Origin of the sequence: Arthrobacter crusticola, from assembly GCF_004357995.1 — a bacterium.
GTDB lineage: Bacteria > Actinomycetota > Actinomycetes > Actinomycetales > Micrococcaceae > Arthrobacter_D > Arthrobacter_D crusticola.
The window spans coordinates 164,214-176,822 of record NZ_SMTK01000002.1 but is presented as its reverse complement, the minus strand read 5'-3'; the positions used below and the strand labels follow the sequence as shown (position 1 = coordinate 176,822).

Here is a 12,609-nt window from a genome sequence, read left to right as displayed (position 1 = left end):
ATGGCGGACATCACCATTTCCCACCTCGTCAAGACCTATCCCGGCGGCACCGAGCGGGCCACCGACGACGTGTCGCTCGACATCGCCGACGGCGACTTCACCGTCCTGCTCGGCCCGTCGGGCTGCGGCAAAACCACTCTCCTGCGCATGCTCGCCGGCCTCGAACTGCCCGACAGCGGATCCATCGCCGTCGGCGGCAAGGACGTCACCTACCTCCCGCCGAACAAGCGCAACATGTCGATGGTGTTCCAGTCGTACGCCGTCTTCCCGCACCGCAAGGTCCGCTACAATATTGGCTTCGGTCTCTCCATGGCGAAGAAGCCAAAGGAAGAGATCGATCGAAAGGTCGCCTGGGCCGCCGACCTGCTGCAGCTCGGCCCCTACCTGGACCGCCTGCCCGCCCAGCTCTCCGGCGGCCAGCGCCAGCGCGTCGCCGTCGCCCGTGCCATCGTGATGGACGCCGACGTCCTCCTCATGGACGAACCCCTTTCCAACCTCGACGCCCTGCTGCGTCTCAACTTCCGATCGGAGCTGAAGAAAATCGTCAAGGATCTCAAGACGACGACCGTTTACGTCACCCATGACCAGAGCGAGGCACTTTCCCTGGGTGACCGCGTAGCCGTCATGCGGAAGGGACAGATCGCCCAACTGGGTGATCCGCTCGATGTCTACGACGCACCGGCGGACCGGTTTGTGGGCGGCTTCATCGGCTCGCCGCCGATGAACTTCATCAAGGCGGCGGTCTCCGGTGACGGCGGCGCACTGATCGTGGGCGACCAGCGCCTGCGCGCCCCGTCCCTGCTGCAGTCCTACTCGAGCACCGACGTCCTGCTGGGGGTCCGCGCCGAAAACGTCGCCGTGGACACCCAGCGCTCCTCAGGAGATGTCCCGGGAACGGTCCTAGTGGTCGAACCAATGGGTTCCTCGATCCTGCTCACGGTGGAGGTGGAGGGCCAGACCATCAAGGTCCAGGCGCCGCCGACCTTCCGCACCTCCCCCGGGTCGACGATCTGGCTGACCTTCTCCCCGAACAGCATGCGCTTCTACGACAGCGAAACCGCGATGGCGCTGGTGGCACGATGAGCATCGAGACCCTTAGCACCGCACAGCTGCGCGCCGCCGCCATCGAAGTCCTACGCGTGAACGACCTGGGCACCATGACCACGGCGGCTCCCAACCTCTACCCGCACATGTGGAGCTGGGATGCGGCCTTCATCTCCATCGGCCTGGCCCGGGTCAGCGTTCCCCGCGCCATCACCGAGCTCCGGACCCTATTGGCCGCTCAGTGGACAACCGGCATGATCCCCCACATCGTCTTTACCGACGACGACACGGGCTACTTCCCCGGGTTCGACCGCTGGGGAACCGCCAACGCCGCGGCGCTCCCGCCGGGGACCCGGAGCAGCGGAATCTGCCAGCCCCCGGTCCACGCGATCGCCCTGCGCCACATCCTCGACCGGGCCCGGGAGAACGGTGGGAGCGACCAGCAGGCCGCCGAGTCCTTCCTCGCCGAGTCCTTCGACGGCTGGCTCGCTTGGCACCGCTGGCTGGCCACCGTCAGGGACCCCGACGGCGTGGGCCTCGTTGAGATCCACCACGGCTGGGAATCGGGCTTCGACAATTCCCCGCGCTGGGACGGACCATACTCCCGAGTCGTCCCCGGGGAGGTCGAGCCGTTCACCCGCCGGGACACCCTGCACGTCGCCGACGCCAGCGAGCGCCCCGACGACGCCGAGTACACCAAGTACCTCTGGCTCGTCCAGCAGATGGCCTCGGTCCGGTTCGACGACGATGCCGTCCGCGACACCATCGACTTCCGGGTCCGCGACGTGTTCTTCTCCGGCATTATGGCCGCGTCGAGCGAGGTGCTTGCCGGGCTCGGGGATGAGCTCGGCCGCACCGGAGACGCCGCCGAGCTCCGGGAGCTGGCCGCACGGTTCCGTGCCGGGGTGGCGTCAACCGTCGATCCTGCCACCGGACTGGCCCGCGACTACGATGTGCTGGCCAGCGAGTGGATCTCCACCGACACGGTCTCCGGCTTCGCCCCGCTGGTAGCCGGCGGCGACCCCGGCCTGCTCGAACGCCAGCGTGACCTGCTCCAGGGGCCGCACTGGATGGGACACCCGGACCTGCGGTTCCCGCTGCCGCCGTCCACTTCTCCCGCCAGCCCGGCCTTCCGCCCCCGCACCTACTGGCGCGGACCGGTCTGGCCCTTCCTCAACCTGCTCCTGGGCTGGGCCAGCGCCCGCGACGGGCAGGAACACCTCCATGGAAGCCTGCGCTCTGCCTCCCTGGACCAGCTCTCGGACCTGAAGTTCGCCGAGTACTACGACCCGTTGAGCGGGACGCCGCTGGGCAGCTTCGCCCAGGCGTGGACTGCCGCGGCGGCCCTCGAATGGATCGGCGCGCCCGGTGGAGCATCGCCGGACACCCCGTCATGAGAACCGTCCTCGTCGCCAGCGACAAGTTCAAGGGCTCCCTGGGCGCCCCGGGAGTGTGCGCCGCCGTCGGCCGCGGCCTGACGGCGCACCGCCCGGACCTGCGGGTGGTGCGCATGCCCATCGCCGACGGCGGGGACGGCACCCTCGATGCGGCGGTCGGCGCCGGCTACGCCCGGCGGGAGGTGGTGGTCACCGGTCCCACCGGGGAACGGCTGGCCGCTGCCTTCGCCTGGCATGCGGGAACGGCCACCGCCGTCGTCGAGATGGCCCAGGCCTCGGGCCTCGAAAAGCTGCCCGGCGGAATCCCCGCCCCGCTGGCCGCCACCACCTACGGCACCGGTGAACTGGTGCGCGCCGCCCTTGACGCCGGCGCCCGCCGGATCATCCTCGGCGTCGGCGGCAGCGCCTCGACCGACGGGGGCCTTGGTTTCCTTGAGGCGCTCGGAGCCCTCGCCGTCAACCGGCGCGGCCGCGCCCTCGGCCGCGGCGGCGGGGCCCTGGCCGACCTGGGCCGGCTGGACTTCACGACACTCGATGCCCGGCTCGCCACCTGCGAGGTGATCCTCGCAACCGACGTCGACAACCCCCTCCTCGGGCCTCGGGGCGCGGCGGCGGTGTACGGGCCGCAGAAGGGCGCGTCACCCACCGACGTTGCAGCGCTTGAGGATGGGCTCCGGCACTACGCCGACGCCGTCCACCGCGCCTGCGGGTCCTCCCCCGACGTCAGCGAAGCGCCCGGGGCCGGGGCCGCCGGAGGACTGGGCTTTGCTGCGCTGGCGGTCCTCGAGGCCACCACCCGGCCCGGGGTGGAGGTGGTCCTCGAACTCGTCGGGTTCGCCGACGCCCTCGCCCGACTGCGCGAGGGCGACCTGGTGATCACCGGTGAAGGCTCCCTCGACGCCCAGACCCTCAGCGGCAAGGCGCCGGCGGGCGTGGCCCGCGCCGCCCTCGCCCGCGGCCTTCCCGTCGCCGCGGTCTGCGGCCGGCGGACCCTCACCGCAGGGGAACTGGAAGGGCTTGGCATCACCCGCGCCTACGCACTGACCGAACTGGAACAGGACCTGCAGAAGTCCATCCGCAACGCCGACGCCCTGCTGGGCACCCTCGGCCACCGGATCGCCGAGGACTGGTTCCCGGCGGCCTGACCCGGTGCGGTGCCGGAGGGCCGACCGGCCTGCGGTAGGCTGAACGACCGAACAGGAGGGGACTCAATGGCTGTTGAGCGTGTGCCCGCAGGGCTGGGTGGGGCCGCCTCCCACGGCAGCCTCCTTCACCTGATCCGTTCCACCGGCGGCCTGTCCCGCCAGCAGCTGCTGGCCGCCACCGGCATGTCACGTGCCACCCTCTACGAACGCCTCGATGCCTTGGTGCGCCGCGGCCTGGTCTACGAGGCCGAACCGCTCGAGGCCACCGGCGGGCGTCGCTCCCGGAAGATCCGGTTCGATGACCGGGGACGTGTGATCCTCGCCTTCGCCCTCGGCCAGACCCACGCCACGGTCAGTGTCACCGATACCGACGGCCGGCAGCTGCGCACCCGCACGCTGGCCCACCGGATCTCCGAGCCGGCCAACACCGTCCTGGGGCCGCTGCTTGCAGCCGGAGTCGAGCTGCTGGAGCAGGACCCTTCGGAGGTCCTCACCGGCGTGGGTGTGAGCCTGCCCTCCCCGGTCGAGGCGGCCACCGGCCACGTGGTCCACTCGACGACGATCCCCGGCTGGCCGCCGGACGCCGTCGTCGCCGCCGTGTCCGGGCGCTGGTCGGTGCCCCTCGTCATCGAGAATGACGCACGCACCGCGGCTCTGGGTGAACGCAGGACCGACGCCGAAACCCTCGTCTACATCAAGGTCGCCACCGGCATCGGCTGCGGGATCGTCGTCGACGGCTCGATCCTTCACGGTGCCCACGGCGCGGCGGGCGACATCGGCCATATCCGCGTCACCCCCAACGGCCCGGTGTGCAGCTGCGGCCGGCACGGCTGCCTTGCCACGTTCAGTTCCGGGCGGTCCCTGGGTCTCAAGCTCGGTCCGGCCGGCTACGCCACCCTCCCGGAGATCAGCGCCGCCGCCCAAAGGGGCGAACCGGTGGTGGTTGACGCGCTGACGGCGGCCGCCGACGTCCTGGGCCGGGCACTGGCGACCACCGTCACCACCATCAATCCCGACCGGCTTGTCCTCGGCGGCACGATCGGGGTGCTCCCTGCGTTCGTCGACCAAGTGCGGGAGCGGGTGCTTTCCGATGTCGTCGGACGGATCGCCGAGGGCCTCACCGTCGAAGGCGGGGCGGCGGGCGACGATGCCGCCCTTGAGGGGCTCACCACTCTGGTGATGCGGAAGGTTTTCGCCCCCGAGGCCGTCGACGGGTTCCTGCTGCAGTACGCGCTCAGCTAGCACCTCCGGTGCCCGCAGCGCGCCTCGGGTCCGATCAGCTCACTGCGTACCGGCGGACGAAATTGCGCAGGATCCGGGCGGGGTGATCCACCCGCAGACCGCGGGCGCGCCGCATGTAGTCCTCGGCCTCCTCCGGCGGGAAGTACCCGGCGTTGCGGTAGATGGAAATCCGTTCGACCAGGGCCTCGACGTCGAGCTCCGGGTGGAACTGGGTGGCGTAAAGGTTCTCCTTGATCCGGAACATCTGGATCGGGCAGGCCGGTGATGAGGCGAGGACCACCGCCCCTGCCGGCGGGGTGGCGCAGGCTTCCTTATGGCCGACGAAGGCGGTGAAGGCCTCCGGCATGCCCTCGAGCAGCGGATCCTCGAGGCCCGCTCCGCTGAGCGTCACCGTCGCGGCACCGACCGGTTCACCAAAAGTCCGATCGATCACCGCCCCCTGGTGCCGGCCGAGCGTTCCGACGCCGTAGCACGCGCCCAGGAAGGGAAAGTCCGCCGCCACGACGTCGTCGAGGAGGGCACCGACTTCCCGCTCGACCCGGCGCTGCTCGGCCGATTTCTCCTCCTCTGGATCCGAGGAGTTGTAGGGGCTGCCGCCAACGAAGATCCCGGAGTACCGCTCCAGGTCGATCGGCGGAAGCGGACCCTGCTCCACCCGCACCCGGTGAAGCTCGTCGGGTGCAAGCCCGCCGAACCGCAGGAACCCCTGGTATTCGCCTTCGGCGGCAGCGTCGTCGGCACGTGTGGCCAGCAGGAGAAACGGTTTCACCCCTCGAATGCTACTGCGTTCGGCACGGGGCCGCCGGGCCCGACCACCCGGACGCGCCACCTTCCTCTCCGCGGGTGGTCCGGGCCGATCGGTGCAAGAATTGAAAGGGAAAGCGAAAGGACAACGGGCCCGCCGACAGGCGCTGGCAGCCGCGCGAGCGGACCCTGCCGCCCGGCTCTTCTTCCGACGGAGGACAGGCAATGGACGCAGGGCAGAACGGCGGCGCAGGCGCGGAGGCCCCGCTGCGGGTGATGAATGTCCCCGAACGCCGCCGCTACGAACTTGTGGAAGAAGGGGCAGGCACGATTGGATTCACCGACTACCGGTTGCGCCCGTCCTCCAACCAGATCCTGCTCCTTCACACCGAGGTCAACCGGGCCTACTCCGGCCGCGGACTCGGGGCGCAGCTGGCCCGGTTCGCCCTCGACGACGCCGGCGCAAGCGGCCTGCGGATCGTTCCGCTGTGTCCTTACATCGCGACCTACCTCCGCACCCACCATGAATGGGACCACCTCATCGACAAGCCAGCAACCTCCGCCCGACCGGAAGCAGACCCTTCGTGACCACCGACTCCCAGCCCCGCACCGCCCGCCGCGTCTTCCTTGACAAGGAAGACCCCGCACTCTTCCGCGCCCTGAACGGCCTGGCCCTGAAGGTCAAGGAGGCGGCCGAAGCAGCGGGAATCGGCGCGGAACTCTCGGAACTGATCAAGGTCAGGGTCTCCCAGCTCAACGGCTGTGCCTATTGCCTTGACGTCCATACGGAGGAGGCCCTCGCGGCGGGAGTCGCCGCCCGCAGGCTGTCGGTGCTTCCTGCCTGGCGCGACACCGACCTGTTCAGCGAGCAGGAGCGGGCCGGCCTCGCTCTTGCCGAGAGCGCCACGCTGCTTCCTCCCTCGGAGGTCCTCGACGAGGAACACTCGAAGGCCCGGAAGGTCCTGAGCGACGCCGAGTTCTCCGCGGTGAACTGGATCGCCATCACCATCGGGGCGTTCAACCGCATCTCGATCATCAGCCGCCATCCCGTTCGGCAGTAACGGGTGGCGCCAAAGCCGCCCGGCGTGACAGGGCGTGTCAAGGATTTGACGGGCTGGTAAAGGCGCATAGGCTGTCCCCGGGGGCGCACCGGGCTCCCCTGGGGAGGAACTGGCATGGCATTCGGCGACGAGCTGAGGAGCGCCCGCACGGCGAAGAAACTCACCCAGAGCGAGCTCGGAGCCGGCCGGTACTCCGCGAGTTACGTTTCCCTCCTCGAAAGTGGCCAGCGCCAGCCCAGCAGGGAGATGGCCTGGCATTTCGCCGACCTGCTCCAACTGGACCCGCAGACCGTCCTCGGCTGGATTCGAACCGGCCCCACTGACGACGGCGGTGCGCTCGCCGCCGCCCTGCAGCACGCCCAGAACGCTTGGGATCTCAAGGACTATGCCCTCGCGGCCTCCGAGTCCGAATATGTGGCCAGCCTGGCCCGCGAGCAGTCGAATTCTGCGATCTGGTGGCACTTCACCAATCTTCAGGCCGAAGCGTACTCAGCCCTGCGGCGCCCCGATCTCGCGGAGGAGACGCTCACCGAACTCCTCGCGCACCCCCTGACCGATGAGTGGCCCGAGCTCGAGGCGACCGTGCTGAGCGCGCTCTCCGTTGCGAAACGCGCCACCGGAGCCCTCGACGAGGCGATCACCCTCGCCCGCTCCGCTGTCGCCGCCGCATCCTCACTTCCCGACCACTCGGTGACCCGCCTCAAATGCGGATTCATTCTCGTGGCTGCCCTGTCGGTTCGGGGGGACTACGAGGAGGCCTGGGAGGAAGCACTTCCACTCACCGACCTCTCAACAATTCCCGGCATGTCCTCCCCCACGATCGGAAGGGCCGGCTGGGTTGTCGGCAATATCGCCTTCCGCCGCGGCGATGTGGAAACCGGCCTGGCCCAGCACGCCATCGCGGCACAGCACCTCACCCCCCACACCGACGTGGGACTCTGGGCACACTTTAACCGGGCCTCCGCCTCGGTGCGCCTCCTTGCCGGCGTCTCCGACGACGCCGTCGAACAGTGTCTCGCCAACGCCGATCTGGGGTTCCGCATCGCCGGCACGGATTCCGAACGGTCCGAACTGCTGCTCGCTTGGGCTCATCTCAATTCGCTGCGCGGCGACCTCGATGCCGCCTATGCGCTGATCAAACAGGTGAATGACCCGGAGGACCTTGAGTTCGAATCCGCAGGCCTGATGCAGCGCCTCCTCGGCCAGTACCACGCCAGCGTGGACGCACCGGTGCCGGCCCGCAGGCACTACCTCCGGGCGGCCAAGCACTACTCCGACGCCGGAGACCCGGAAACCGCGTCCGAGGTCCTCAACGAACTGCTGGACACCAGTCTCTGACCGACCGCTTAATGGAGACCGCCCGCCCACCGGCTCAATGCAGGTGGGCGGGCGGGAGCTGAATGCCGGACTAGGAGCCGACGGCGGCTGAGGCTGCGGGCCCCGGCTGCCACTGCGGGAGGATCATCTCGCCCTCATCCACGACGTTGTCGTGGGTTTCCTTCGCACCGTTGGTGACGATGGCACGGATTACCTCGACCGGAAGCTTGGGCTTCCGGTTTTCGTCGGTCAGCCCGTTGGCCTCCTGCATCGTGTCGGTGAGCTGGGTGTAGCAGAATCCCGCGAGCACCGGGCTCGTCTGCAGGGCGGAGAACAGGCCGCCCACGCGGTCGGCGAAGTCTTCGGGGGAATCGACGGTGGAGTAGCCCCAGGTGACGATGGGGCTGTTGGGCGCATAGGTCACGCCGCCGAACTCCGAAACCATCACCGGCTTCCCGCTTCCACCGGTGGGAAGGGTCGTCAGCCTGCGGCCGGCCGGCCCCACACCCTCCACGAGGCCCTCGACCGCCTCAGCGTTCGCATAGTTCGCCTTCAGCCCGTCGTGCGTCGTCGTGTAGTCGTGGATGGTCAGCAGATCGGACTCGGTGTGCTCCCAGCCGTCATTGGAGACGACGGAGCGGGTCGGATCGAGGGCCTTGGTGAGGTGGTACAGGGCCTGCACGAAGTGCTGCTGGGCGGGATCGTGCGAGATGTGCTGGACGCCCCAGCTCTCGTTGACTGGAACCCACGTGACGATCGAGGGGTGGGAGATGTCGCGTTCGACGACACTCATCCACTCACGGGTGACCCGCTGGACGGCGGTCGGAGAGAATTCGAAGGTGCTTCCGATCTCGCCCCAGATCAGCAGGCCCAGGCGGTCGGCCCAGTACAGGAAGCGGGGGTCCTCGACCTTCTCATGGAGCCGGGCCGAGTTGAACCCCAGGTCCTTGATCAGCTGGATCTCGTCCTGGATGGCCTGGGAGTCCGGCGCGGTGTACAGGGAGTCTGGCCAGAAGCCCTGCTCGAGCACCGAGCGGACGTAGAACGGGCGGTCGTTGAGCAGGAAGTGGCCGCCGGCTTCGCCCACGCTGCGCAGGCCAAGGTAGGACCAGATCTCGTCGAGGACGTTGCCCTCCCGGTCCATCAGGACGACGCGCGCATCGAGAAGCCGCGGGTGGGCAGGGGACCACAGGAGATTCTCATAGGCCTGGCCATTCGCCTGGTGGGCCAGCGCGCTCGTCATGGTGAACCGCGGCTGGGAGGAGAACACCTGGTGGGTGCCGAGGGGCTTGCCGCGGTAGCTGAGTTCGACCCGGACGCTTACCTCGTCGACCGGACGGGAGGACAGTTCGACGTCGAGGCTCACCGTCCCGCCGGGCACATCCGATCGCCAGGCGATCCGGCGGACGGAGGTGGCGGGGACGGCCTCGAGCCAGACGCGCTGCCAGATCCCGGTGGAGCGGTGGTACCAGATGACGTGGGGCTCTTCGAGCCAGTCCTGCTTGCCGCGTGGCTGGGAGACGTCGTGGGGGTCGTCCTCGGCCCGGACGACGAGGACGAAGTCCTCCCCGGTCCTCGCCTGGTCCGTGATATCGAAGGAGAACGGTGTCTGGCCGCCCTCGTGGGTGCCCAGCAGCCGGTCGCCTGCCCACACCGAGGCCCGGTAGTCCACCGCGCCGAAGTGGATCAGCACCCGGTCGTCGCCGCCGGTCCACCCGCTTGCGGCAATGTCGGCCGGGGTGAGGGTGCGCCGGTACCAGACCACCGGATGGAAGCCCGTGTCACCGATGCCGGAGCGGGTTGACTCGGGCGGGAACGGGACGAGGATCCGCTTGCTGAAGCTGTTCTTCCCGGCTGCCCACCCGTTGGCAATCCCGGTATTTGAGTCGTCATGCTCGAACTCCCATTCCCCCGACAGATCGTGCCAGTGGCGCCGGACGAGCTGGGGCCGCGGGTAGGTGCCGTCTTGGGTGCTTGCGCTGAAGGAGGAAGAGTTAGGCATGGCGTCAATCCTGTCCGAATTTTTCAACGCTGTAAAGTCGATTCCGCTAAACGTTTCACCATGACGCGGCTTCGGCGGAAGAGACCTCTCAGGCCGACGGAACGGCCGGCTCGCCCTGGGGCATGGGCAGCTCGGAGGGCACGGAGGGCGTGCTCTGCCGGATCGTGAGTCCATGGGGAACGATCCGGTGCCGACCGACACCGCGGAAGCCGTCGATGCGTTCGGTCAGCAGTTCGAGCGCCGTCGATGCCAGCGCCGACTTGTCCGGAGCCACCGAGGTCAGGCTCGGCGTGGTGTACTTTCCGATGGCCGTGTCGTCCCACCCGAGCACCGCGATTCCGTCCGGCACCGAAATGCCGGCGGCGGCGCAGGCCCGCAGCGCCCCGGCGGCGAACTTGTCATCGCGGCAGACGATGCCGTCGATGGAGACCCCCCGCTCCAGGGCAGCCCGAACCGCCTCACCGCTGGCTTCGGACGAGAAGTCCTGCACCGACAGGACGAGCCCGGGGTCCGGATCCAGTCCCGCCTCGATCAGGCCCTGCTGGTACCCCAGCAGCCGCTTGTCCGTCGAGAAGGTGACGTCATCCTCGACGACGCCGAGGAAGGCGATGCGGCGCCGTCCCTGCCCGAGGAGGAACTGCACCGCTTCGGCCGCTGCGGCAACGTTGTCGATCATCACGTGGTCGCTGGTCGCCGGCATCGCGCCCTCCCCCAGCAGCACCAGGGGAGTGTCGTGGTGGAGCTTCGCGATGGACAACGCGCCAATACTGACCGGGTGGAAGATGATGCCGTCCACCAGGCCGGCTTCCCGGTCCTCGAGCACCGCGTGTTCAGCCTCGAGTTTGCCCAGGGTCTGTTCAATGATGACCCGGTAGTTCCGCCGCGCCGCCTCTTCGGCGATCTGGCGGGAGAGCTCTGAGAAGTAGGGGTGGTCGATCTCCGGGATGGCGAGGGCGATCATTCCGGTTTTGCCCGTGACGAGGCGGCGGGCGGTCAGGTTCGGCCGGTAGCCGAGCTTGTCGATGGCGGCCTGCACCCGGCGCCTCAGTTCGGGCGCCACATGCGGGTAATCATGGACAACGTTGGACACGGTTTTCGTCGACACGCCTGCGACTTCGGCCACGTCGACAAGTCTTACTCGCTTCACTGCCACCCCCTCCCTGGAGAATTAATACTAGTGGACAGCTCGGTCTCATTGGGGCTTACTAGACATACAAGTTTACAGCGCTGTATCTTGAGGCAACGTCTACGGAACGCCGCCTCGCCGGATGGGCCGCCTGACAACGATGCGAAACGCCCCTGGCGCTGAGCACCACTTTCACCGAGGAGGACAATGATGACCTATCCGAAGCGGTTCATCCGTAACCGTGTATTCACAGCCACTGCCATTGGGGCCACCACCCTTCTGGCACTCACCGCCTGCGGAGGCGGCGGAGCCCAGCAGGGCACGGCCACGGAGTTCACCGGTGAATACACCGGCCCGAAGGTCGAACTCGACTACTGGAACGGGTTTACCGGCGGTGACGGCCCGTTCATGGAACAGATGGTCGAAGAATTCAACGCCGAGCATGACAACATCAAGGTCGTCCCCAACACCATCAAGTGGGCCGACATGTACCAGAAGCTTCCCGCCGCCGTTCAGGCCGGCGAGGGCCCTGACGTCGGGGTCATGCACCTTGAGCAGTTGTCGACCAACGCCGCCCGCAACGTCATCGTTCCCGTCGATGACCTCGCCGAGGAACTCGAGCTGACCGGTGATGACTTCACCGAAGAGGTCTGGGACGCAGGCGTGTACGAGGATAAGCGCTACGGCATCCCGCTGGATGTTCACTCCCTGGCGATGTACTACAACACCGAGCACTTCGAGAAGGCCGGCATCACCGAGGCCCCCACCGACGCCGCATCCTTCGAGGACGCGCTGAAGAAGCTCAAGGCCGCCGGCTACGACAACCCGTTCTGGATGCCCGCGAAGTGGCCCAGCCACCTCATGAACCTCTCCCTCCTGTGGCAGAACGGCGGCGAGCCCTACGACGCCGATGGCGCCAAGGCAACCTTCGATTCCGAGGCCGGCGTCGAGGGGCTCGAATGGCAGACCTCAATCATCGAGGATGGGTACAGCCCCAAGAACGTCGCCATCGATTCCCAGTACGTCGCCTTCAAGAACGGTGAAAACTCCATCACCTGGGACGGCATCTGGCAGTTCAACGACCTCGAAGCCGCCGGCGTACCTTACGCCGCCGCTCCGATCCCCGTGATCGGCGAGGAAGACGCCGTGTGGGCCAGCTCGCACAACTTCTTCCTCCCCCGCCAGGCCACTCCCGACGAGAACAAGCTGAACGCCGCCAAGGTCTTCATCGCCTGGATGAGCGAGAACTCCGATACCTGGGCCGGCTCGGGCATGATCCCGGCCCGCACGTCGGTCCGCGAAGGCGGAGCACTTGATGGAGCCCCGCAGGAACCGATCGCTGCGAAGGTCGACTCCATGAAGTTCCTGCCTCCCGTCCCGGGTCTGGGCACCGTCCAGGCCGAGACTCTCGAGGTCGGCGTCGACAACGCGATCCTCGGGGAGCAGGAGCCCAAGGAAGCCCTTTCAAAAGTTGCTGCGAAAGCATCCCAGCTGATGGAAGAAAACCAAGCCTCGTTTGGAAAATAGCCGA

Annotated in this window: 11 protein-coding genes; 8 read left to right on the top strand and 3 right to left on the bottom strand. The window is 68.0% G+C overall.

Features of this window, described 5'->3' with window-relative positions; all coding sequences use genetic code 11:
• From E2F48_RS04825 to E2F48_RS04810, 4 genes are all read left to right on the top strand, one after another.
• Positions 1-1,083 (top strand): ABC transporter ATP-binding protein, encoded by a 1,083-nt coding sequence (locus E2F48_RS04825; protein ID WP_133402879.1) that lies wholly within the window; start codon positions 1-3, stop codon positions 1,081-1,083.
• Positions 1,080-2,441, top strand: a complete 1,362-nt coding sequence (gene ggh / locus E2F48_RS04820; RefSeq protein WP_133402878.1) for a glucosylglycerate hydrolase — start codon at positions 1,080-1,082, stop codon at positions 2,439-2,441. Before E2F48_RS04825 ends, ggh begins: the two co-directional genes overlap by 4 nt.
• Positions 2,438-3,586, top strand: coding sequence for a glycerate kinase (locus tag E2F48_RS04815; protein WP_133402877.1), 1,149 nt, complete (start codon positions 2,438-2,440; stop codon positions 3,584-3,586). The genes ggh and E2F48_RS04815 overlap by 4 nt, the downstream gene beginning before the upstream one ends.
• Before the next feature lie 66 nt (positions 3,587-3,652).
• Positions 3,653-4,828 carry an ROK family transcriptional regulator gene (locus E2F48_RS04810; RefSeq protein WP_133402876.1) on the top strand — a complete coding sequence of 392 codons (1,176 nt, stop codon included), beginning with the start codon at positions 3,653-3,655 and terminating at the stop codon, positions 4,826-4,828.
• A 34-nt stretch (positions 4,829-4,862) separates the two neighbouring features.
• Here the strand turns inward: E2F48_RS04810 and E2F48_RS04805 are convergent, their stop codons facing one another.
• Positions 4,863-5,597: a glutamine amidotransferase gene (locus E2F48_RS04805; protein ID WP_133402875.1), complete on the bottom strand. Its 735-nt coding sequence runs from the start codon at positions 5,595-5,597 to the stop codon at positions 4,863-4,865.
• A gap of 200 nt (positions 5,598-5,797) precedes the next feature.
• Between E2F48_RS04805 and E2F48_RS04800 the strand changes: the two genes are divergently transcribed.
• From E2F48_RS04800 to E2F48_RS04790, 3 genes are all read left to right on the top strand, one after another.
• The gene (locus E2F48_RS04800) at positions 5,798-6,160 is read left to right on the top strand and encodes a GNAT family N-acetyltransferase (protein ID WP_133402874.1); all 363 of its coding nucleotides are present in this window, start codon (positions 5,798-5,800) and stop codon (positions 6,158-6,160) included.
• On the top strand, positions 6,157-6,633 hold the full coding sequence (locus E2F48_RS04795) for a carboxymuconolactone decarboxylase family protein (protein ID WP_246018523.1): 477 nt from the start codon (positions 6,157-6,159) through the stop codon (positions 6,631-6,633). Before E2F48_RS04800 ends, E2F48_RS04795 begins: the two co-directional genes overlap by 4 nt.
• A 114-nt stretch (positions 6,634-6,747) precedes the next feature.
• Positions 6,748-7,971: a helix-turn-helix domain-containing protein gene (locus E2F48_RS04790; RefSeq protein ID WP_133402872.1), complete on the top strand. Its 1,224-nt coding sequence runs from the start codon at positions 6,748-6,750 to the stop codon at positions 7,969-7,971.
• A 70-nt stretch (positions 7,972-8,041) separates the two neighbouring features.
• On the opposite strand, the gene E2F48_RS04785 is transcribed toward E2F48_RS04790, so the two are convergent.
• Positions 8,042-9,952: a glycoside hydrolase family 2 TIM barrel-domain containing protein gene (locus tag E2F48_RS04785; RefSeq protein ID WP_133402871.1), complete on the bottom strand. Its 1,911-nt coding sequence runs from the start codon at positions 9,950-9,952 to the stop codon at positions 8,042-8,044.
• Between the two features lie 88 nt (positions 9,953-10,040).
• Complete coding sequence (locus E2F48_RS04780; protein ID WP_133402870.1) at positions 10,041-11,099, bottom strand: LacI family DNA-binding transcriptional regulator; 1,059 nt, start codon at positions 11,097-11,099, stop codon at positions 10,041-10,043.
• A 186-nt stretch (positions 11,100-11,285) separates the two neighbouring features.
• On the opposite strand from E2F48_RS04780, the gene E2F48_RS04775 reads away from it, so the two are divergent.
• A complete protein-coding gene (locus E2F48_RS04775) occupies positions 11,286-12,605 on the top strand; it encodes an ABC transporter substrate-binding protein (RefSeq protein ID WP_133402869.1) in 1,320 nt (439 codons plus the stop codon).
• Positions 12,606-12,609: the final 4 nt, after the last annotated feature.